This window comes from Pseudomonas turukhanskensis (assembly GCF_027922365.1).
Lineage (GTDB): Bacteria > Pseudomonadota > Gammaproteobacteria > Pseudomonadales > Pseudomonadaceae > Aquipseudomonas > Aquipseudomonas turukhanskensis.
In genome coordinates, this window is record NZ_BSFN01000001.1 from 441,044 (window position 1) to 462,980 (window position 21,937).

Sequence of the window (21,937 nt, forward strand, 5' to 3'; positions counted from 1 at the left end):
GAACGAGGCGATATCTGCGCGCCCGTATCGGCGTGTAAGTTACGGCTTCCAGTCAGGTGCTCAGGGAGTTGAGATGGATGATCTGGTCAGGGAAGTGATCCCGCTACTGCAGTATCTGATTCCAGGCTTTCTCGCCGCCTGGATCTTTTATTCACTCACCGCCTTCAAACGCCCCGACAGCTTTGGGCAGATTGTTCAGGCGTTGATTTTTACGTTTGTCATTCATGGGGTGGTGGCCACGCTTGGGTGGGGGCTGATGGCGGTTGGGGATCGCTTCTTTTCCGTCGGTTACTGGAACGCCGTAGCTCAATCCCTTTGTTCGTTTCTGGTGGCGGTGAGCCTAGGTTTGGGCTCTTGTTACATAGCCAATAATGACAGCCTTCACAGGTTACTTAGAAACAGCAAAATCACCTCCAAGACTTCCTATTCGTCGGAGTGGTTTAGTGCTTTCGCCGGCTATCGGCGGTTTATCGTTCTGCACCTGTGGGATGAAAGACGACTATACGGGTGGCCATCAGAATGGCCTTCGGATCCTAGTGCTGGACAGTTTGTTATGCAGGAACCAAGCTGGCTTGACGATAAGGGAGACGAGACTCCGCTAAAGGCGGAGGTCTTGCTAATCGACGTTGCAAAAGTGCAGTGGATAGAATTCTCGCCTCCACAACTGAGGACAGCTAAATGACTGCCAAAGCCCCCCAACCTCTGCAAGGTCGCTCGCGTCCTGCATTGGCAGAAGATGGCAAGACTGTTCTTCCGGCCACTATCGTTCGTCCGAAGGCGTCGGTTGCGCCCCCGCCACCTAAAAAACCGGTTGCCTGATCACGCATTGGCGCCGAACGTTTCTGCGGCCAGCGGGTGTTCTATTCCAGCCCGACGCCGCGCACGTTCCGCGCCACAAACAGTCGCCTCCCGCAACGCCTATCAGTAGATTGACTGCCCGGCATTAATGCCCCCAAAACTCTCTGAATTTTCCCCGGCAGTCGCGCTCCAAACCCGCAGGCACTCGTGGGCGCGGGCGCAGGGTTGCGGGGTAGGGTGGGACGATGTCTTTTCTAATGGATAGCCATGCGTGTGTCGGCTGGGGTGGCGAGATGGCCGAACGGATTCGTGCGTTCGATTGGGCGAGCACGGACCTCGGCGCCATCGACACCTGGTCTAAAAGCCTGTGCACCAACGTGCAGATGTTGCTGGCATCTCCGGTACCTTTGGTGATGCTCTGGGATCACCCCGGTTACATGATCTACAACGATGCGTACGCCATTTTTGCCGGCGGCCGTCACCCCTATCTATTGGGAACTCCCGTTGAGCTGGGCTGGCCGGAGGTCGCCGACTTCAATCGTAATATCGTCGATGTCTGCCTGGCCGGCGGTACGCTTTCTTACGCCAAAAAAGAACTGGAGTTGCTGCGCAACGGCAAGCCTGAGTCGGTATGGCTAGACCTGCACTACAGCCCCGTGTGTGACGACCACGGCAAGCCAGCCGGTGTGATTGCCATCGTGGTCGAAATCACCGCTCAGGTGGTGTCCGAGCAGCAACGCAGCGAAGCGGAAGCGGCGTTTCGTGCCGCCGACGAACGCTTGCAACTGGCCCTCAATGCCGGTGCCTTGCTCGGCTCGTTTGTTTGGGACGTGGCCAAGGATCAGCTTTCCGGTGACGAACGTTTCGCCCGTACGTTTTCCTACCCGCTGGACCAACCGCTGGACAACCTGCCCATCGCCAGCGCCAATGCCGTCATCCACCCGGACGATCTCCCCCGCGTTAACCGCCTTATTCAATACACCCTTAAACAAGGCGGCCCCTACAACGCCGAGTACCGTATTCGACGGCCTGATGGTGAATATTTGTGGGTACAAGCCAGTGGCCGTTGCGAGTTCGACGACACCGGTAAGCCGCTGCGTTTTCCGGGGCTTATTTTTGATATTCACGAACGCAAAGTGGCCGAAGAGTCGCTGCTGCAGCTTACGCACACGCTGGAGCAACGGGTGGCCGCCGAGGTGCAGGCCCGCTCTGACGTGGAGGCGCGGTTGCGCCAGGCGCAGAAGCTGGAGGCCATTGGTGGGCTTACCGGCGGTGTCGCCCACGACTTCAATAACCTGCTGCAGGTGATTGCCTCCAACCTGCACCTGCTGGCTCGCCAGGAGCCGGACAACACCAATGTGCAGCGGCGGTTGAGTTCGGCCCTGGCGGCGGTGGACAAGGGTGCCAAGCTGTCGTCGCAACTGCTGGCCTTTGCCCGGCAGCAACCGCTGTCACCAGCGGTGTACAGCCTGACGAGCCTGTACGACGGCCTGGGCGAAGTGCTGCCACGCGCCCTCGGGGAAATGATTCAGATCGACCTGCAACTCACGGCCGAACCCTGGAGTGTGCACCTGGACCGCAACCAGCTGGAAAATGCCCTGCTCAACCTGGCGCTCAATGCGCGCGATGCCATGCATGGCGAGGGCACCATCCAGATCCACGCCAATAACGTGGTACTCGATGAAGCCTTCTGCGAAGGCAAAGAGATCAAAGCCGGTGAGTACGTGCACCTGTGCGTCGCGGACACCGGCAGCGGCATGGACACCGAGGTGCTGGGGCATGCCTTCGAGCCCTTTTTCACCACCAAACCCAACGGTCACGGCACCGGTCTTGGGTTGAGCATGGTGTTCGGCTTCGTCAAACAGAGCGGCGGGCATATCGAAATGACCAGCCAGCCCGGCGAGGGCACCACGGTGCACCTGTATTTTCCCCGTAGCACACTGGCCGAGAACCCGCGCCCGGCGGTGGCAACCGGCAATGAAGAAACCCGTACCGGCGGCGAAATCATTCTGGTGGTCGAAGACAACGCCGACGTACGCTGCACCGTCGACGAGTTGCTGCAGCAGTTAGGTTACACGGTGCTGCTTGCGGCCAATGGCGACGCGGCGATGGACGTGCTGCAAAGCGGCGCCCATGTCGACCTGATTTTCACCGACGTGGTAATGCCCGGCACCGTGAAAAGCGCTGATCTGGCCGCTTGGGCCAAACTGCAAACGCCCGCGATTCCCGTGTTATTCACCAGCGGCCACACTCGCGACATCATTTCGCGCAATCACCAGCTCACTCCCGATATCCACCTGCTCAGCAAACCCTACGGTCCGCAAGCGCTGGTAGATATGCTGAAACTGGCCCTCGCCTAACCCACTTCACATTTTCAACCTGCAACTTGTCGTATCAGCTGAACTCCTGGCGCTGAGCGAGAGTCGGAGTTTTGTCTGTGTATTTCTGGATACAAGCGTGTGGAAAGAAGAATTGAAGCGAACCGGCCGGGCACGGCGGTACGCAGAGGGAACCGGATGACTGAACTACAAAGTACCGACGAATTGCTCGAAGAGCTGTTTGGCGACCCCCAAGCAGCCGCTGCCGCCGCCAAAGCGCGCCTTGCTGCGCCCTTTTCCCGCGAAGAGCGGCGCCAACCGGAAGAGGTGCACCTGCAACTCGATCCGCAGGTTCTTGAAGCCTTTCGCAGCGCAGGCGGCGATTGGCAAAAGCGCATCAACCTGGCGCTGAGCACTTGGCTGGTCGAAAACGACCCCAAACAGATGCACAGCGCCTAGCGCAAAACACTTAAAAGACGGGGCCTTTCGAGGCCCCGTTTTCGTTGGTGCAGTAAACCGAGCACACCGGGTTACTTTTCCCACAAAAAATCGTCCAGGTGCCTTCGCACGCTGTCCGCGCTCGTGGGTTGTTCGTTGTCGATGAGCCATTTCTAATAGGGAAAAAATTTCCCTAGCAGGAATACAATGGCTACGTTGATAAGCACCGGCGCATGGAAGATCAAAATCTACCCCAACGACCATCCACCGCCGCACTTTCACCTGCAGACCGCCGATGGTGAATCGCTGGTGGAAATTCTCCCCCTGAGAGTCAGCCGTAATGGCGCCAACAAGCGCGCGCAAAAAGAAGCGCTTGAATGGGCCCTGCACCACCAGCCCCTGCTGAGCCGGGTTTGGGACGAACAAAACCACAGGAGCGACGCATGAACAGCAAGCTGCGAATTGCCGCCGTTGAGCCGCTGCCGGCCAAGCACAGCCTGCGCCTGACCTGGAGCGACGGCCGTGCCTTGAACGTAAACCTGGCTGAAGCGATACACACCTTCGCTGTGCTAACGCCCCTGCAAGACCCGGCGTTATTTCAGCAGGCGCAGGTAGGCGAGTGGGGCTTTGACGTGGCGTGGCCGGGCGACATCGAAGTGTCGGCCGCCACACTGTATCGGTTGGCCATGGAGCAAGCGGGCCAGGCGATGCCCAAACGCGCCTTCAAGGACTGGATGCACCGCCACGGGCTGTCGCTTACCGGCGCGGCCCAGGCACTGCACCTCACCCGCCGCACTATCACCGCCTACAGTTCGGGCCCCAACCCCATTCCCTACCACATCGCGTTGGCCTGCAAAGGCTGGGAAGTGCTGCATGGTGCCGGTAGCTATCCCGTGGCTGAATCCGAGCGCGGGCAATACTGCGTCGAGGCTGCCTCAACCAAACCGAAAAAATCCGCCAGCAAGCGCAAGCCCACCAACAAAAACGGAGCCCTCTGAGGCCCCGTTTTTTATACGCCTAGCGCCTACACCAACGGATGAGAGGCATCCACCAGCGCGCGGGCCATTTCACCGAGGTACTGCGCCGCGTCAGTCTCCACGCTTTTCCCAGAGCTGTTCCTACGATATTTATTCAAGTAGCCAGCGCTACTTTGTTCGTTCGACAACATTCAGCCTCAATATTTGGGAAAGCAATTGAGGCTGAAGCCTCTCCTACAGGACCGTGCAACACCGCTTGGCATAAGCGGTAATGAATACCCCCGCGACAAGCAATGCCAACAGCCTAGATCACCTTCACCGCCCGCCCAATAAATTGCACCGGCCCCGTCGGTTTACCAATCGGCGAGCCAGTCTTTTGCTCCAACGTCAGCTCAAACAACTGGTTGTCCTGCAACGGCGGCAACTTGTCCAAAGGCACGTGCAACGTCTCCCCAGGCTTAACCAATCCCAGTGAAACTGGCCCTTGCCAGCCATCGGCCTTGGTCCAGAACTCCAGCGCCTTGTCCGCCGGCACCTCAGCCCTACCCAGCGGAATCAACTGGATTTCACGCGGATCATTCGCTTGCACCACCCAGCCCGGCGCATTGCTTTGCGGGGCCACCAACACCACCAGATAAGTAGGCGAACCCACCGGCACGGTGCGAATCACCAGCCAACCCGCCAGCACCAATGATGCGGTGAGCCCAAGCAGGCTCAACCCCCGCCACAGGGCAAGCAGGTTCCACCAGCCAGTAGCCACCGGTTGGGCCGGGCGGGCAAATGCAAGGCTGCGTTCAATGCGCGTCCACAGCAGGCGGGAAGGCGTTTGCGCCGGAGCCAGCTCGGTCAGCGGGTGCAAGCGTTGCTCCCACCGGTCTACCGCTGCACGCAAGGCCGGTTCGGACGGCAGTCGTTGCTGCAGCTGGGCACGCGCCTCGGCTGCCAGGGTGCCAAGCACATATTCGCCGGCCAGTTCCTCGAGTTCGGCGTCGCGCGCGTCCGTCATCCCATGCACCCCCGCAATGCCGCCAGGCTGCGCTTTATCCAGGCTTTGACGGTGCCCAGCGGGGTCGCCAGCTTTTGTGAAATTTCAGCGTGGGAGTAACCGTCGACGTAGGCGTGAATTACACAGCTACGGCGCTGGGGCTCCAGTTGGTCCAGGCACAGGTGAATGCGCTCGGCCTGCATTACGCCGCTCCAGTCGAGTCGTTCAGTGGCTATGGCCAGGGCATCGAGAGCGGTGTCCTGCACCTGTACTTCTCGGCCCTGGCTGCGCAGGTAGTTCAAGGCAAGGTGGCGAGTAACGCTGAATATCCAGCCGCGTGCCGACCCTCGTTGCGGGTCGAAGCTGCCAGCGCCGGTCCAGATTTTGATAAAGGCGTCATGCACGATGTCCTCCGCCAAGGCGGTGTCTCGCACCAGTTGTCGGGCAACGCCCAGCAGGCGTGCGCCTTCCTGTTCGTACAAGTGCTGCAAGGCTTGGCGCTCGCCGCGTGCACAGGCAGCCAGCGTAGCGTCGTAATCAAAGGTGAGTTCGGGCAAGGGGTGAGCCGTCGCAGGGAGTGAAGGGGCATGCGCAAAGCAGCCTAGACGACTTTGCGAATGCCCATATGTCACGAACGTTTCCGGTTATTTGGCGGCCCAGAAAATGTAGTCGGCCTGGTAACTCACCACTTCACGTTTGCCTTTATCGGCGCTGGTGCAGGGGGCTGCCGGCGCTACGCCGCCTTTAAGCGCAACACGCTGGATGTACGTCACCCCACTCATGGCACCGCTGCCCTCTGCCGGGTTGGCCTTCACCAATTGATACGGCAGGTTGCCGGCACTGGAAGGCGCGACCGCCACCTGAGTGCCGGTGACCTTCGAGCCGTCCTGGGCTTGCCAGGTTGCCGGTGGGCCAAAATAGGTGCCCACTTGCTTGCCGCTGCGGTCGCTCAGCACGGCTTTGGGGCCGACGAAAAACCATTCGGTCTGGCCGGCGGCGTCCGCTTTGTCACGGCATTCGTAGGTGATTTCACCCTTGCCTACGGTTTCCAGCGTCACCTTGTGGCCGTCGGGCACTTTGACGCTCTCGGGCAATTCCATGGCGGCCTGTGCAACCGGTGCCAGCAGGCAGCCGGCGATCAGCGAAGTACAGGCCAGGCCAAGCAGTTTTTTGTTGTTCATGCGGTTCTCTCCAGTAGGGATCTGCGTGCAGCGCATTTGGCTGCTGGAGGTACTACACACGGCAACGCTTTTTGGATGCAGCGGCGCAAAAATAATGCAGGCGGCCGGTTAACCGGCCTTGGCTCTCACCGCTTCCAGTGCCTGCGCCAACGGCTGCGGCCGCCCAAGTAAATACCCCTGAATCTTATGCACCCCCAGCGCCCGCAAGGTCTCAAGCTCCTGCTGCGTCTCAACCCCTTCGGCCACCACACTGCTCCCCGTCTCACGCGCAAAGGCGATCAACGAAGACGCCAGCGCCCGACGCTTGAAGTCGTTATCAACGCCCTGGGTAATACTCATATCCAGCTTGATGATGTCCGGGCTCAGCTCCAGGATGTGCCGCATGCTCGCATACCCCGCCCCCGTGTCATCAATCGACAACCTGACCCCGCGCTGGCGAAACGGCGCCAACGCCTGCTCCAGCCGCACATAGTCGGCCACCGCCGCATGCTCGGTAATCTCCAACACCAACCGCCGTGGCGGCAGGTTTTGCAGCAGCGGCGTCAGCCTCCCGCTGTACACCAACTGCGGCGAGCAATTAAGCGCCAGGTAGGTGTGGCCCGGCAGGTCGGCGAGCGCTTTGACCGCCAGTTGAATGGCCCGCAACTCCAGGTCTACACCCAGCCCGGCCTCGGCTGCTTCGAGAAACCATTTGTCCGGGCTGCGCTGGGGCTGCGTGTTGAAGCGCGCCAGACACTCCCAGCCGCACAGCTCCAGCGTCTGCGAAGCCAGGATGGGCTGGTAGACGATGGTGGGTTGGTCGCCCGCCAGAATCTCGGAAATACGCCGATGCTTCTGCACCCGATCACGCACACGCTTGAGCTCGCTGTCGAGCTGATCGGCAATCAGGTCAGCAAACACGCGCATTACTTGCACGTCGCGCTCGCTCAAGGTCTCGTCTGCCACATAGCCGAAGCAGCAGAGGGTGCCGTAAAGGCGACCGTCGCCCAGCCAGATAGGCACGCTCAAATGTGCGCCGATGGGAATGGCGGTGGTTTCCGGCAGCTCCATGGCCAGCGGGCACAGCGAGGTGTCGGCGATCAGTTCCGGCAATAGCCCATCGACCACACGCTGGCAGTAGCCGGCCTGAGGCGCCAGGGTGTCACCGGGGTTGATGGGCGCCGGGCCCTCGGCGTCGACATGGGTGAACACGCGGTCGTCCACACGAAACTGGGCGATAAACGCGACGTCCATGCCCAAATGCGTGCGCAGGGCCCTGAGCACGCGGTCGATGTAGCTGGAATCAGAGATCCCTTGCGGTCTCAACGCGATTAGGTCGGCAAGTTGCGCGGCAGTCATTCCATGAGCCTCCAGATATACAACACCTGAAACTAAAGCCCGAAACTTGGCAACTGGCCACTGCGGCCAACCTATTTTGCGACCGGATGCAGGTGAGTGTTCACACGGCGCGGGCGTTGGTTGCCTGTGGATCACGGCACCGGCGGAAAGTTGAAGGTTTTCGCGGCTGCCCGCGACGGGCTGTAGTCAGCCCAGCGGCGTAAATAGCCCCTGCAGCCAGAGGCAAAACACCTGCACGCCGGGGTGGCTGCGTTGCCCTTCGGCCACCGCCAGGCAGAAGGTTTCGCTCAGCAGCACCTGGTGGTCGAACGGTTTGACCAGCACGCCGGCGGCCAGGTAATCGGCGCAAGTCAGCGGGTCGCCAATGGCCACGCCCTGGCCGTCGACGGCCATGCTCAGGCACGTGAGCGAGTCGTGCGCCGTGGTGGCCCGCGCGCTTTCATAGGGCAGGGCGTCGGCACTGGCGAGCCAGCGGCGCCAGGTGCTGCGGTCGCCTTCGTGAATCAGGGTGTGGTTGAGCAAATCGGCCGGGGTGCGCAGGGCCACGTCGCCATTGAGCAGGGCCGGACTGCACACCGGAAATTCCTCCATGCGCAGCAGAGGCTGGGCGGTGAAGCCGGGCCAGGGAGGGCTGCCAAAGATGATCTGCACATCGGCGCCGCTCCCCAGCGTGCTGCCGGTGAGGGTAAACATCGAGGCACCGAGCTTGAGCTCCAGTTCGATATCCGGGTACTGCGCGCGAAATTGCGGCAGGCGTTTCACCAGCCAGGTGTGGGCAAAGGCGCCGTCCACAAACAGGCTCAGGGTGCGGGCCCTGGGCAGCAGTTGCGCGGTGGCGCGGTGAATCTGCTGCATGGGTTTCTGAATCTGCGACAAGTACTGCTGCCCGCTATCGGTCAGGGCCAGGCCGCGGTTGGTGCGGTGAAACAGCTGCACATCGAGTTGCGCTTCCAGTTGTTTGAGCTGGCGGCTGACGGCCGACTGGGTCAGGCATAGTTCCTCGGCGGTGCGGCTGACGTTGAGGTAAGTCGCCGCCAGCACAAAGGTGCGCAAGGCATCGAGGGAAGGAAAGCGGGTCATGGCGCGGCTCAGCGGCTGTTCTGGTATGCGTGCTAGTCATATCAGGCATGCTGTTTTTTTGATATCCCCCAAGCCTGGCTTTTTGTCACTCTGGGCCGCAAGAAATGCCTCGTGAGGGGCACCTGTCTGGAGAGTGGGATGTTCAAGGAAACCCGCGGCGCCATGTACCACGGCCTGGCACTGGCCTATGTGCTGGCCGGTTATGGCCTGGGCATTGCCGGGCTGTTCAGCGCGCACCTGGCAATCAACCTGCTGGCCACCTTGTGGCTGGCGCACGCCATGATCATCGCCGGTTACCTGCTGCACGAATGCGCGCATAACACGGTGTTCAGAACCAATGAGCAAAACGCCCGGCTCGGCAAGTTGCTGACCTGGGTGACCGGCAGTTGCTACGGCACCTATGAAGACATCCGCTTCAAGCACTTTCGCCACCATGTGGATAACGCCGACATCATCTGGTTCGAGTACGACAAATGGTTTGCCCGCCACCCGCTGGTGCTGAAAACCATCCAGGTGCTGGAGTGGTTGTATATCCCCGCCCACGATGTGCTGATGCACGGCGTGATGGTGTTCGGCGCCTTTATCATTCCCCAGCGCAAAACGCAGCGTGCGCGCAACCTGGCGTTTATCGTGTTGCGTGGCAGCCTGTTCGCGGCGTTGCTGTGGTTTTTCCCGTTTGCCGCGTTGCTTTACGCCGTGGCCTATCTGCTGATGATGACGGTGCTGCGTTTTATGGATGCGCCGCAGCATGACTACGGCGGCACGCCCACCCTGTTTGAAAAAGTGCCGGCGCCCTACAAAGGCGACCGCACCTACGAACAGGCGCATACCTTCAGCAACCCGTTGTCGGTCCGCCACCTATGGGTGAATGTGCTGGTGCTCAATTTCGGCTTTCACAATGCCCACCACGCCAAACCGACCACGCCCTGGTACCGGCTGCCGGCTGTGCACCGCGAGCTGTATGGCGATCAGCAACAGATGCTGATTCCATTCTGGGCACAGGTAAAAAGCTTCCACCGGTTTCGTGTGTCGCGGGTGGTGATGATGGAAGGCCCGTCGGCGGATTCGTCGGACTACCTGCCACTGCTGCAAGCCGGGCATATCAGTGGTGGTAACGCCGCTTCGTTCCTTACCTCGTTTTGATGGGATAGCGGCCGCATGCAAAAACTTGAAGTGTTTCAATCGCTGTGGGGCATGGAACTCAAGCACCCGACACAGCCCGAACGCAGCCATGAAGAAAACTTCGCCATGGCGGCAGAGGCGGGGTTTGCCGGCATCTGCCTGGACCCCAATACCGATGAATTGCCCTACTACCGCGAGACCGTGCCGCTGTTCGAAAAGTACGGTTTGAAAAGCATGGTCAACCTGTTTCCGCGGCGCATGGACGAGATGCAGCCGCTGCTGGAATTTGCCCGAGAGGTGAACGCGGTCAAGGTCAATACCATCGCCCAGGTGATGCCGGTGAGCGTGGCCGGCGCCATTCCCCTGATCAATCGCTGGTTGGAACAGGCACGCGCGATGGGTTTTGATCTGCTGCTGGAAACCCATCGCAATGGCATCCTCAACGACCTGTATTTCACCCTCGAAGTGCTCGATGCCATTCCCGAGTTGCAGCTGACGGCCGACCTTTCGCACTTTGTGGTCGACCGCGAATTTCCCCTGCCTATCAGCGCCCGCGATCAGGGGTTTATCCAACGCATTCACGAACGCACCGACTGCCTGCAAGGGCGTATCGCCACAGCCGAACAGGTGCAGATCCAGATCGGCTTTGCCCAGCATCAGCCCTGGGTGCAGCAGTTCCAAACCTGGTGGAAAGAGGGCATGGCCAGTTGGCGTGCGCGCAATGGCGCCGATGCCACCTGCGTGTTTCTCTGCGAACTGGGCCCGCCGCCCTATGCTATTACCGGCGCCGACGGCCTGGAGCTGTCAGACCGCTGGCAGGAAGCGCTGACGATCAAGCGCTGGGCCGAAGCACTCTGGCAGCAACTGGAGGCTGAACCCACCCACTGATCCATTCTCTGAGCCGGCATTAGACCGGCCTTCGCGTTGCCGATTTGTACTGCCCGTTGTGCTGCACATAACAACCAAAAACACAGAACCGGGGTAGTTAGCATGAGACTGATCGCATTGGGGTTGCTGGTGGGCATGGCGTTGCCGCTGCATGCCGAAGAGAAGGTGGTGAATATCTACAATTGGGGCGACTACGTCGGCCCGCAGGCGCTGAAAGACTTCGAAGCCGAGACCGGCATCAAAGTGCACTACGACACCTTCGACAGCCTGGAGATTCTGGAGAGCAAACTGCTCACCGGCCGCACCGGCTACGACGTGGTGTTCCCCACCAACACCATCGTCGGCCGCCTGTTGCCGGCCAAGGCGCTGCAACCGGTAGACCCGCAAACGCTCAAGGGCCTGGACAACATCGACCCGGAAATTCTCGCCAAATTTGCCCAGGTTGACCCCGGCAACCGCTACGCCGTGCCCTATACCTGGGGCACCACAGGCCTGGCGATGAACCTGCAAGCCGTGCAAAAACGCATTCCCGATGCGCCCATCGACAGCCTCGATCTGCTGTTCAAACCCGAGTACGCCAGCAAACTCAAAGACTGCGGCATCGCCGTGCTGGATGCCCCTCAGGAAGTGATCAGCATTGCCCTGAACTACCTCGGTAAATCGCCCTACAGCAAAGACCCCGCCGACCTCAAAGCGGCGCAGCAGTTGCTGGCTAAACTGCGCCCCAACGTGCGCTATATCGGCTACGGCACCCTGAGTACGGACCTGGCCAACGGCAACATCTGCATCGCACTGACCTACAGCGGCGACGCCAGCACCGCGCAAGCACAAGTGGCTGAAACCAAGCAGAACTTCGAAGTGATTTACCGCATTCCCCGTGAAGGCACGCTGATGTGGGCCGACTCCATGGCCATGCCCGCCAACGCCCCGCACCCCGAAGCGGCCAAGGCCTTTATCGAATTTATGATGCGCCCCGCGTCGATGGCCGAGCTGACCAATTCGCTCTACTACGCCAACGCCAACAAGGCCTCCACGCCGTTGCTGGACAAGGCCGTGAGCGAAGACCCGAACATCTACCCGCCGCAGCAGGTGCGGGCGAAGTTGTTCAGCGAAGAGATGCTGCCGGCCAAGGTGCTGCGTGAGCGGACCCGCGCCTGGGCGGATTTTCGCGCGCAGAAGTGAGGTCAGGTTGAAATCGCTTGGTGCGCGGCGCACACCCTACGGGTTCAACGCTGACAGGTAGGGTGTGCTCCGCGCACCAGGCGGCCTGACGGCGAACCGCCAAGGCTGGCATTGCGCCGTCAGCGGGGGGCGAAAGGTTTCAGCCAGTCTTCGCCCAACCAGCGCACCGGTGGCGGCGTGACCAACGCCGGCCCGGCCCGATAGCTGCTGGCCTGCTTCGGATCCCCCTTCCCGTCATAAGTCGCAACCGCCGGATACGGAAATACCTGGCGGCTCGCGCCTGTGCCCGGTACCTGGGTGACGATGCCCGCCGGTGCCTGCCCCTGTTCCACCCACTGCATCAATGGCGTCAGCAGGTCTAGTTGCGAAGGTCCTTCGCCGCCGGCGCAGTGGTACATGCCGGGCAGCAGGTACAAACGCTCGAATGCCTCCGTCTGCACGCTGCCCAACTGGCGATGTAACGCCTCGTGGTAGGCGATGCTGTTGAGCGGGGTAATGTGCTGGTCTGACCAGCCGTGCCACAGCAGCAGCTTGTGCCCGGCGTTGGCGAAGGCCGACAGATCGGGATTGCTGGCGTCGTACAGCGGGTGCGTAACGCGCAATCGATCAAGCGTGGCGCGATCAAATGGCAGGTCGGCGACGCGAAAACCTTCGGCCGGATTGGGCTCGAACACCACTGCGCTCAGGGCCTCCTGTGCCACCAGTTGGCTATTGGTGGGGTGCTCGGCGTTGCCGGGTACAAACAGTCCCCACGCCAACTCCGAGCCCGGTTGCGGGCCGCCGATGGTGAGGCGCTCGCCTGTGGCGCTGTCGCGGGGGCCGTCGTATAGACGCCGAACGGCGCCGATTTCAGCGTTGCTCAGGCAGGTCGCTGCATCGGCGCCCGGCGTGCATTGCAGCACCGACAGGTCCACCTGGCAGGCGCGCGGGTCGCTCAGCAGGCCATCGATCTGGTCGTCGAGGCCGTCGCATTGTTTCAGTACGGCCTGGTGCAGCAGCGGCAATTTGCTGGCCAGCAGAATCGGCTTGCCGCTGTCGTCCAGGTTGGCCCTGGCCTGCCAGGGGTGATACAGGCCGTTTTGCACCACAAAAATCAGCGAGGGCGCGCCGGCAAGAATGCCGTCGAATTCGTCCGGGTAGCGTTGGGCTTGCATCAGTGCTTCGCGGCCGCCGTCGGAGCAGCCGCTGAAATACGAGAATGCCGGCGCCTGGCGATAGAACTGGGCAATAAGCCGTTTCGCCGCCAGCGCCGTCAGGTGCACGCCGCGGTAGGCAAAGTCGATACGCTGCTGCGGGTCATGGCCAAAGGCACCGCCGGCGGTTTGGTGGCCCATGTCGGTGGTGGCCGTGGCAAAACCGCCGCTGGTGAGTGGTGCGCAACCGTCGGCGGCGAAGGTGGTGCTGACGAAATGCCCGCAGAAACCGCCGCAGCCGATTTGCAGGTAGCGCTGGTTCCAGGTGCGCAGCGGCAACTGCAGGCGAAAGCCGATGCTCGGCGCCAGCACGCCGACCACGGCGCAGACCGCACTGTTGTTGGCGGTGGTTTCCTTCGCCGTGGTAACCCGGCTGCCAGGACCGCCGATGGCGCTGAGGTCGAAGCCGGCCAGGGCGGCGCAAGCCATGACCGGTTGCACCACGGGTAAGGGCGGCGCGGCGTGGGCGGCGGCACTTAGTACCAGCAGGCACAGCGCCTGAAATACGCTGCGCATGCGCATCAGCCTTCGCGGTACAGCCGGTTGAGCAAGGTGAGCAACTGCTCCCGCTCTTCCGCGCTCAAAGCGGCCGTGGCATCCAGGTCGCTTTGCACCACCACCTCTTTCAAGGTTTTCAGCATTTGCTCGCCGGCTTTGCTCAGGAACAGGCCGTAGGAGCGTTTGTCCGGGTTGCTGCGCACGCGCATTGCCAGGCCGCGTTCTTCCAGCTTGTTCACCATCAACACCGCTTGCGGTGGCTCGATGGCCAGGGCCTTGGCCAGGTCGGCCTGCATCAGGCCCGGAGACTGCTCGATGATGCTCAGCGCCGTGAACTGCGCAGGGCGAATGGCATGGCTTTCCAGGCGGGTGGCCAGGTGCTGCGAGATCTTCAGCTGTACCCGACGCATCACATACCCCACCAGGTTGCCTAAGGCGCTGTCGAGCGTGGCCGGGTCGGCTGGCGGCGCCTGGGTTTTGGCTTTGCGGGGCATGGAAAGGTCCTGAGGGCGGGGAAAACTGGTTAGGCATGTTAATAATTTTTTGACTCGCCCGCACAGGTGTTCTTGCGATTTGGTTATTTAAATTAATCGATAACGTCAGTGTTTATCAGGGATTAGCTCTATTTTATTGGGCTAAAGGCAGATATAAGGCGAGGAAAAATGAAAATATAGTTAATTGACATAACTAAAAAAGCGGCTTAATTTCGCCTCATCTAACCCAGACATGAGGCAGTGACATGAGTACCTACGAAGGCCGTTGGCAGACCGTGAAAGTGGACGTGGACGGGGGCATTGCCTGGGTCACGCTCAACCGCCCGGATAAGCGCAATGCCATGAGCCCCACCCTCAACCGCGAAATGGCCGACGTGCTGGAAACCCTGGAGCAGGACGCCGCAGCTCGCGTGCTGGTACTGACCGGTGCCGGTGAGTCGTGGACTGCCGGCATGGACCTCAAGGAGTACTTCCGCGAAGTGGACGCCGGCCCGGAAATCCTTCAGGAGAAAATCCGCCGCGAAGCCTCGTACTGGCAATGGAAGCTGCTGCGCATGTACACCAAGCCGACCATCGCCATGGTCAACGGCTGGTGCTTTGGTGGCGGCTTCAGCCCGCTGGTGGCGTGCGACCTGGCCATCTGTGCCGATGAAGCCACCTTCGGCCTGTCGGAAATCAACTGGGGTATTCCGCCGGGCAACCTGGTGAGCAAGGCCATGGCCGACACCTGCGGCCACCGCGAGTCCCTGTACTACATCATGACCGGCAAAACCTTCGGCGGGCAGAAAGCCGCGGCCATGGGCCTGGTCAACCAGAGCGTGCCGTTGGCGCAGCTGCGTGAAACCGTGCTGGAGCTGGCCAACAATCTGCTGGAGAAAAACCCGGTGGTACTGCGCGCGGCCAAGATCGGCTTCAAGCGTTGCCGCGAACTCACCTGGGAGCAGAACGAGGATTACCTCTACGCCAAGCTCGATCAGTCGCGCCTGCTGGACACCGAAGGCGGCCGCGAGGAGGGCATGAAACAGTTCCTCGACGACAAGAGCATCAAGCCGGGTCTGCAAGCCTATAAGCGCTGATCACGCCCTTAACCGCCAGGAGGTTTTCATGTTCGACGTGCCGTTGTTAATTGCCGGAAAGGCAGCTGCTGCTGCCGATGGCCGCACCTTCGACCGGCTGAGCCCGTTCACCGGTGAGGTGGTGTCACGGGTAGCAGCCGCCACCCTCGACGATGCCGATGCCACTGTGGCGGCAGCCCAGGGTGCGTTTCCGGCGTGGGCAGCGCTGGCGCCCGGCGAGCGGCGCATGCGCTTGCTCAAGGCCGCCGAACTGATGGAAGCCCGCGCCGGCGAGTTTATGGCTGCCGCCGCAGAAACCGGTGCGGCCGCCAACTGGTATGGCTTCAACGTACAACTGGCCGCCGGCATGTTGCGCGAAGCGGCGGCGATGACCACGCAGATTCTGGGCGAGGTCATCCCCTCCAATGTGCCCGGCAGCTTCGCCATGGGCCTGCGCCAACCCTGCGGTGTGGTGCTGGGCATTGCGCCGTGGAATGCGCCGGTGATTCTCGGCGTACGCGCCCTGGCCATGCCGTTGGCCTGCGGCAACACGGTGGTGCTCAAGGCCTCCGAAGCCAGCCCGTTTACCCACCGCTTGATCGGCCAGGTGCTGCATGACGCCGGCCTCGGTGACGGGGTGGTAAATGTGATCTGCAACGCCCCGGAAGATGCCCCCGCCATCGTCGCCCGCTTGATTGCCAACCCGGCGGTGCGGCGGGTGAATTTCACCGGCTCCACCCATGTGGGGCGCATCGTCGCCGAGCTGTGCGCGCGGCAGTTGAAACCGGCCTTGCTGGAGCTCGGTGGCAAGGCGCCGCTGCTGGTGCTGGAGGATGCCGACCTGGATGCTGCAGTCGCTGCTGCGGCCTTTGGTGCCTACTTCAATCAGGGGCAGATCTGCATGTCTACCGAGCGCCTGATTGTCGATACCAAGGTGGCCGATGCGTTTGTGCACAAGCTTGCCGCGAAGGTGGCCGAGCTGCGTGCGGGGCCTTCGGATGACCCGACTGCGGTGCTCGGCTCCCTCATCGACGCGGCAGCCGGCGAGCGCATTCAAACCCTGGTGGACGATGCCGTGAGCAAAGGCGCACGCCTGGCCGCCGGTGGCGGATTGCACGGCAGCATCATGCAGCCGGTGTTGCTCGACGGCGTCACCGACAGCATGCGCCTGTACCGTGAAGAGTCCTTCGGCCCGGTGGCGGTGGTGCTGCGCGGTGAGGGCGACGAGGCGTTGCTGCGCCTGGCCAACGACTCCGAATTCGGCCTGTCGGCGGCGATTTTCAGCCGCGATGTGTCGCGCGCCCTGGCGCTGGCGCAGCGGGTGGAATCGGGCATCTGCCATATCAACGGCCCCACCGTGCACGACGAAGCGCAAATGCCCTTTGGCGGGGTGAAGTCCAGTGGCTACGGCAGCTTTGGCAGCCGGGCCTCCATTGAACATTTCACCCAGTTGCGCTGGGTGACGGTGCAGAACGGCCCCCGCCATTACCCGATTTGAGCGCAGCAAAAACTAGCAACGACGCAGTATCCCGACATAACAAAAACAAGTGAGCGCCCGCGCCGCCCTGGCGTGTGTGCGGGCGCCGGACAGAGGAAAGGCACGTGAATGGAGATCCAGTAGCAGCCCACGCCGACCACGTGGTGCGCTATCGCGAAGTGGCCATCGGCAGCCCGGGGGTGGCGATTACCCACGCTGCCGACGGCTCGATTTATCTGCGCCCGCAAGAGCAGTTGCGGCCATTGCCGGCGCGTTTACTTGAGCGCCTGGTGCATTGGGCGCGGGTAAAACCCGAGGCTGTTTTTGCGGCGCAGCGTGGTGACGATGGCCAATGGCAAACCCTGTCTTACGGCGACATGCTCGCCAGCGTGCGCGCCATTGGCCAAGCCCTGCTGGGTTACGAGCTGAGCGAGCAGCGCCCGCTGGTGATTCTTTCCGGCAACGACCTGGAGCACCTGCAGCTGGCGTTCGCCGCACAGTACGTCGGCGTGCCGTATTGCCCGGTGTCGCCGGCCTATTCGCTGCTGTCGCAAGACCTGGAAAAACTGCGCCATATCTTCGACCTGCTGCAGCCTGGCCTGGTGTTCGCCGATGATGCCCAGCCCTACCAGCGCGCCATCGAGAAACTGCTGGCGCCCGACCTGCCCCTGGTATTCACCCGGGGAGCAGTGCCCGGCCGCCCGAGTGTGAGTTTTGCCCAACTGCTCACGCCCACCGATGTCGCCGCCGCCGACCTGGCCTTTGAGGCAACCGGCCCCGACACCATCGCCAAGTTCCTGTTTACCTCCGGCTCCACCAAGCTGCCCAAGGCCGTGCCCACCACGCAGCGCATGCTCTGCGCCAACCAGCAGATGCTGTTGCAGACCTTCCCCGAGTTCGCGCTGGAGCCGCCGGTGCTGGTGGATTGGTTGCCGTGGAACCACACCTTTGGTGGCAGCCATAACGTCGGCATCGTGCTCTACAACGGCGGCAGCCTGTATATCGACCACGGCAAGCCGACACCGCAGGGCATGGCCGACACGTTGAAGAACCTCAAGGCCATTTCGCCCACCGCCTACCTCACCGTGCCCAAGGGCTGGGAAGAGTTGGTTAATGCGTTGGAGCAGGACAGCGAATTGCGCACGCGCTTTTTTGCCAAGGCCAAGCTGTTCTTCTTCGCCGCTGCCGGCTTGTCGCAAAGCATCTGGGACCGCCTCGACCGGGTGGCCGAACAGCAGTGCGGCGAACGCATCCGCATGATGGCCGGGTTGGGGATGACCGAGGCATCGCCCTCGTGCACTTTCACCACCGGGCCGTTGTCGATGGCCGGATACGTCGGCCTGCCGGCACCCGGCTGCGAAACCAAGTTGGTGCCGGTGGACGGCAAGCTGGAAGCGCGCTTTCGCGGTCCGCACATCATGGCCGGCTACTGGGGTTCGCCGCAGCAAACCCTGGAAGCCTTCGATAGCGAAGGCTTCTACCGCTCCGGCGATGCGCTGAAATTCGCTGATCCCCAGCAGCCCGAATTGGGCCTGATGTTCGACGGCCGCATTGCCGAAGACTTCAAGCTGTCCTCCGGGGTGTTCGTCAGCGTCGGGCCCCTGCGAAACCGCGCGGTGCTTGATGGCACGCCCTACGTGCAAGACGTGGTGGTCGCTGGGCCGGACCGCGAATGCCTGGGCTTGCTGGTGTTCCCGCGCCTGGCCGACTGCCGTGCGCTGGCAGGTTTGCCAGCGGCGGCCAGCGACGCTCAGGTACTGGCCCACGAGCGCGTGCGCGCCTGGTTCGCCGCCTGGTTGCAGCGCCTCAACCGCCAGGCCACCGGCAACGCCAATCGGCTGGAATGGATCAGCCTATTGAGCGAGGCGCCCTCCATAGACCGCGGTGAAATCACCGACAAAGGCTCGCTCAACCAACGCGCCGTATTGCAGCACCGCAGCGCATTGGTCGAAGCGCTGTATCGCGGCCAGGCACCGCAAATCATCCGCTACCAGGCCTGATCTTTCCCGCCCCCCGCCATGGGCGGTGGGGCGCGGCACCCAACAATAACAATCGAGGTTTCTATGCCCACGTCATTTGCGCAGACCGACTCGTCGCTGCGCACCATCGCCTTGTGTTTTATCGTTGCCATGCTCGAAGGGCTAGACCTGCAAGCGGTGGGCGTCGCCGCGCCGGCCATGGCCCAGAGCTTTAACCTGAGCCCGGCCGCGTTGGGCTGGGTATTTAGCGCGGGCCTATTCGGCTTGCTGCCTGGCGCGGTGTTCGGAGGCTGGCTGGCCGACCGCTTCGGGCGCAAAAGTGTGCTGATTGCGGCGGTGGTGCTGTTCGGTTTGTTCTCCTTGCTGACTGCCCATAGCGCCACTTACGAGCACCTGCTGGCGGCGCGGCTGGTCACCGGGTTGGGCATGGGCGCGGCGCTGCCGATTCTGATTGCGCTGTCATCGGAAGTGGCCAGCCCGGGGCTGCGTAACCTGGCGGTGAGCCTGACCTATTGCGGGGTGCCGTTAGGCGGCGCGGTCGCCGCGCTGATCGGCATGTTTGCCGTCAGTGGTGACTGGCGCCTGGTGTTTTATGTGGGCGGCGTTGCGCCGTTGGTAATTGCCCTATTGCTGATGCGTTGGCTGCCAACGCCGGCCACGCGGCACAGTCAGGCACTGCCCGTGGGCGCCATTGCCCAGCACTTGCTCGGCCAGCGCCGCGGTGTTTCGACACTGCTGTTGTGGGGGGCCTGTTTCTGCACCCTGACCATTCTCTACATGCTGCTCAACTGGCTGCCGACCTTGCTGATTTCGCGCGGGTTAAGCCGGCTGGATACCGCCACCATTCAAGTGCTGTTCAACATTGGCGGCGTCGCCGGCTCGTTGCTGGCCGGGCGTTTGATGGACCAGGGCAAGGCCTTGCTGGCCGTGGTGCTGGCGTACGTGGGCATGCTGGCCGCGCTGCTGGCACTGGGTACCGTTGAGTCCCTTCACGGGTTGTACGTAGCCGGGTTGGCTGCAGGTGCCTGCGCTGTGGGTGGCCAGCTGATTCTCTATGCGCTGGCGCCACGCCTGTACCCCGCGCCGGTGCGCGCCACCGGTGTAGGCGTTGCGGTGGCGGTGGGGCGTCTGGGCTCCATGAGCGGGCCGTTGGCGGCGGGGCAATTGCTGGCGGCCGGTGCGGGCGTAAGCGGTTTGCTGCTCGCCGCTTCGCCGCTGGTGGCGATTGCCGCCTGTGCGGCGGCCGTATTGTTGAAGCGTGACAGCCAGGCCTGAATTAACCCGAGCGACAGACTCCTCAGCTCCACTGGCTTCGACTGAGGATGACCTTTGCCGCGCTACGACTTGACCGTTGTAACGCGGTTTTTTTGCGCACAAAACGGAGCTGTAGCCTGGACGCTTTTATTGGGTAATTGAAACGCGCAGAGGCCAGGTAAAACATCTTTCGCCCGCAACTCCCCCGTCATTCCTGCGCAGGCAGGAATCCAGAATTTTGGAACGAACGGTGTACGCCTGAAAGATTCTGGATTCCAGCCTTCGCTGGAATGACGTGATCTTCGCCCGCAACCCCCCCGTCATTCCTGCGCAGGCAGGAATCCAGAATTGCGGAACCAACGGTGTACGCCTGAACGACTCTGGACTCCAGCCTTCGCTGGAATGACGGTGGTCTTCGCCCACAAACCCCCGTCATTCCTGCGCAGGCAGGAATCCAGAATTGCGGAACGATCGGTGCACGCCTGAACGACTCTGGATTCAGCCTTCGCTGGAATGACGTGATCTTCGCCCACAAATCCCCGTCATTCCTGCGCAGGCAGGAATCCAGAATTTTGGAACGAACGGTGCAGTCCTGAAAGAATCTGGATTCCAGCCTTCGCTGGAATGACGGTGGTCTTCGCCCGCAAATCCACGTCATTCCTGCGCAGGCAGGAATCCAGAATTTTGGAATGAACGGTGCAGTCCTGAACGACTCTGGATTCCAGCCTTCGCTGGAATGACGGTGGTCTTCGCCCGCAAATCCACGTCATTCCTGCGCAGGCAGGAATCCAGAATTGCGGAACGAACGGTGCAGTCCTGAACGACTCTGGATTCCAGCCTTCGCTGGAATGACGGTGGTCTTCGCCCGCAAATCCACGTCATTCCTGCGCAGGCAGGAATCCAGAATTTTGGAGCGAACGTGTACGCCTGAAAGAATCTGGATTCCAGCCTTCGCTGGAATGACGGTGGTATTGGCCCGCGAGCAGGCAAAAAAAATCGCGGCGCCAAGGCCGCGATTTCTGTGTGCGGGTAACTTACGCGCCGCCCATGCGGTACACGCTGATCAACACTTCATGCTCGCTAACACCATCAATGGTGCCGACAAAAATGTAGTCGTTCATCCACGCATGTTTGCCCGGCTGGGTTTTGAAGGCCGGTACGGTGCGGCAGTAGAAGTCGGTTTCTTTCATGTCTTTGAGCTCCAGGCCTTTGGCTTTTTTGGCCAGACCAGACTCGTTCATGCGCCAGATGCCGGCGTTATCGATGATGATGATTTCACCGTCATCGGTTTTCAGCCGGTACAGGGCGTTGATGCGGGTAACGCCGTCTTCGCGCATCACCGACATATCGGCGCCACCAGGCACCACGGTGCCTTTCATTTCTTTGCCGTCGATGTCTTTGCCGATAAAGGTGCCGCCGGCTATCGGGTAGTTCAGGCGCAGGCCGTCCGGGCCTTTGCCCATTTCTTCGCGCGGGCCCAGTTGCACATTGATTTGCAGCACCAGGTCGTTGGTCAGGCGGTTGGCGACTTTTTCCTTCAGTTCGGCGGCGTGGCCCATGGTGGCCGCCAACAGCAAAGCGAGGCCGGTGCAGGTATTCAATAAGGTGTGTTGGAGTTTCATGTGTTGTGTCTCGTACGATTTTGGGAAGAACCGTCGGGTGAGAGTCCCGACGGTGAGG

Annotated in this window: 20 protein-coding genes; 12 read left to right on the forward strand and 8 right to left on the reverse strand. The window is 61.6% G+C overall.

Features of this window, described 5'->3' with window-relative positions; all coding sequences use genetic code 11:
• Positions 1-73 precede the first annotated feature (73 nt).
• The 5 genes from PKE98_RS01965 to PKE98_RS01985 all read left to right on the forward strand — a co-directional run bounded on the left by PKE98_RS01965 (position 74) and on the right by PKE98_RS01985 (position 4,552).
• Positions 74-682, forward strand: a complete 609-nt coding sequence (locus PKE98_RS01965) for a DUF6338 family protein (protein ID WP_271193587.1) — start codon at positions 74-76, stop codon at positions 680-682.
• A 361-nt stretch (positions 683-1,043) separates the two neighbouring features.
• Positions 1,044-3,158, forward strand: coding sequence for a hybrid sensor histidine kinase/response regulator (locus PKE98_RS01970; RefSeq protein WP_271193588.1), 2,115 nt, complete (start codon positions 1,044-1,046; stop codon positions 3,156-3,158).
• Positions 3,159-3,314: 156 nt separating this feature from the next.
• A complete protein-coding gene (locus PKE98_RS01975) occupies positions 3,315-3,575 on the forward strand; it encodes a BrnA antitoxin family protein (RefSeq protein WP_271193589.1) in 261 nt (86 codons plus the stop codon).
• A gap of 186 nt (positions 3,576-3,761) precedes the next feature.
• On the forward strand, positions 3,762-4,001 hold the full coding sequence (locus PKE98_RS01980) for a DUF4160 domain-containing protein (RefSeq protein ID WP_271193590.1): 240 nt from the start codon (positions 3,762-3,764) through the stop codon (positions 3,999-4,001).
• The gene (locus tag PKE98_RS01985) at positions 3,998-4,552 is read left to right on the forward strand and encodes a DUF2442 domain-containing protein (RefSeq protein ID WP_271193591.1); all 555 of its coding nucleotides are present in this window, start codon (positions 3,998-4,000) and stop codon (positions 4,550-4,552) included. Before PKE98_RS01980 ends, PKE98_RS01985 begins: the two co-directional genes overlap by 4 nt.
• 283 nt (positions 4,553-4,835) lie before the next feature.
• On the opposite strand, the gene PKE98_RS01990 is transcribed toward PKE98_RS01985, so the two are convergent.
• From PKE98_RS01990 to PKE98_RS02010, 5 genes are all read right to left on the reverse strand, one after another.
• The gene (locus PKE98_RS01990; protein WP_271193592.1) at positions 4,836-5,537 is read right to left on the reverse strand and encodes an anti-sigma factor; all 702 of its coding nucleotides are present in this window, start codon (positions 5,535-5,537) and stop codon (positions 4,836-4,838) included.
• Positions 5,534-6,073 (reverse strand): sigma-70 family RNA polymerase sigma factor, encoded by a 540-nt coding sequence (locus tag PKE98_RS01995; RefSeq protein WP_271193593.1) that lies wholly within the window; start codon positions 6,071-6,073, stop codon positions 5,534-5,536. The genes PKE98_RS01990 and PKE98_RS01995 overlap by 4 nt, the downstream gene beginning before the upstream one ends.
• A gap of 87 nt (positions 6,074-6,160) precedes the next feature.
• On the reverse strand, positions 6,161-6,697 hold the full coding sequence (locus PKE98_RS02000) for a DUF3455 domain-containing protein (RefSeq protein WP_271193594.1): 537 nt from the start codon (positions 6,695-6,697) through the stop codon (positions 6,161-6,163).
• A gap of 108 nt (positions 6,698-6,805) precedes the next feature.
• Positions 6,806-8,035, reverse strand: coding sequence for a sensor domain-containing phosphodiesterase (locus tag PKE98_RS02005; RefSeq protein ID WP_271193595.1), 1,230 nt, complete (start codon positions 8,033-8,035; stop codon positions 6,806-6,808).
• A 186-nt stretch (positions 8,036-8,221) separates the two neighbouring features.
• Positions 8,222-9,115, reverse strand: a complete 894-nt coding sequence (locus PKE98_RS02010; RefSeq protein WP_271193596.1) for a LysR substrate-binding domain-containing protein — start codon at positions 9,113-9,115, stop codon at positions 8,222-8,224.
• 138 nt (positions 9,116-9,253) lie between these two features.
• On the opposite strand from PKE98_RS02010, the gene PKE98_RS02015 reads away from it, so the two are divergent.
• The 3 genes from PKE98_RS02015 to PKE98_RS02025 all read left to right on the forward strand — a co-directional run bounded on the left by PKE98_RS02015 (position 9,254) and on the right by PKE98_RS02025 (position 12,307).
• Positions 9,254-10,258 carry a fatty acid desaturase family protein gene (locus tag PKE98_RS02015; protein WP_271193597.1) on the forward strand — a complete coding sequence of 335 codons (1,005 nt, stop codon included), beginning with the start codon at positions 9,254-9,256 and terminating at the stop codon, positions 10,256-10,258.
• Between the two features lie 15 nt (positions 10,259-10,273).
• The gene (locus PKE98_RS02020) at positions 10,274-11,125 is read left to right on the forward strand and encodes a sugar phosphate isomerase/epimerase family protein (RefSeq protein ID WP_271193598.1); all 852 of its coding nucleotides are present in this window, start codon (positions 10,274-10,276) and stop codon (positions 11,123-11,125) included.
• Between the two features lie 102 nt (positions 11,126-11,227).
• A complete protein-coding gene (locus PKE98_RS02025; RefSeq protein ID WP_271193599.1) occupies positions 11,228-12,307 on the forward strand; it encodes a polyamine ABC transporter substrate-binding protein in 1,080 nt (359 codons plus the stop codon).
• A gap of 119 nt (positions 12,308-12,426) precedes the next feature.
• Here the strand turns inward: PKE98_RS02025 and PKE98_RS02030 are convergent, their stop codons facing one another.
• Complete coding sequence (locus PKE98_RS02030) at positions 12,427-14,016, reverse strand: tannase/feruloyl esterase family alpha/beta hydrolase (RefSeq protein WP_271193600.1); 1,590 nt, start codon at positions 14,014-14,016, stop codon at positions 12,427-12,429.
• A 5-nt stretch (positions 14,017-14,021) separates the two neighbouring features.
• Positions 14,022-14,492: a MarR family winged helix-turn-helix transcriptional regulator gene (locus tag PKE98_RS02035; RefSeq protein ID WP_271193601.1), complete on the reverse strand. Its 471-nt coding sequence runs from the start codon at positions 14,490-14,492 to the stop codon at positions 14,022-14,024.
• Positions 14,493-14,737: 245 nt separating this feature from the next.
• On the opposite strand from PKE98_RS02035, the gene PKE98_RS02040 reads away from it, so the two are divergent.
• From PKE98_RS02040 to mhpT, 4 genes are all read left to right on the forward strand, one after another.
• Complete coding sequence (locus PKE98_RS02040; protein ID WP_271193602.1) at positions 14,738-15,568, forward strand: p-hydroxycinnamoyl CoA hydratase/lyase; 831 nt, start codon at positions 14,738-14,740, stop codon at positions 15,566-15,568.
• Positions 15,569-15,596: 28 nt separating this feature from the next.
• A complete protein-coding gene (locus PKE98_RS02045; RefSeq protein WP_271193603.1) occupies positions 15,597-17,045 on the forward strand; it encodes an aldehyde dehydrogenase in 1,449 nt (482 codons plus the stop codon).
• Positions 17,046-17,149: 104 nt separating this feature from the next.
• Complete coding sequence (locus PKE98_RS02050) at positions 17,150-19,024, forward strand: feruloyl-CoA synthase (RefSeq protein ID WP_271193604.1); 1,875 nt, start codon at positions 17,150-17,152, stop codon at positions 19,022-19,024.
• 63 nt (positions 19,025-19,087) lie between these two features.
• Complete coding sequence (gene mhpT, locus PKE98_RS02055) at positions 19,088-20,278, forward strand: 3-(3-hydroxy-phenyl)propionate transporter MhpT (RefSeq protein ID WP_271193605.1); 1,191 nt, start codon at positions 19,088-19,090, stop codon at positions 20,276-20,278.
• Positions 20,279-21,291: 1,013 nt separating this feature from the next.
• Here mhpT and PKE98_RS02060 read toward each other — a convergent pair.
• A complete protein-coding gene (locus PKE98_RS02060) occupies positions 21,292-21,879 on the reverse strand; it encodes a DUF3237 domain-containing protein (protein ID WP_271193606.1) in 588 nt (195 codons plus the stop codon).
• Positions 21,880-21,937: the final 58 nt, after the last annotated feature.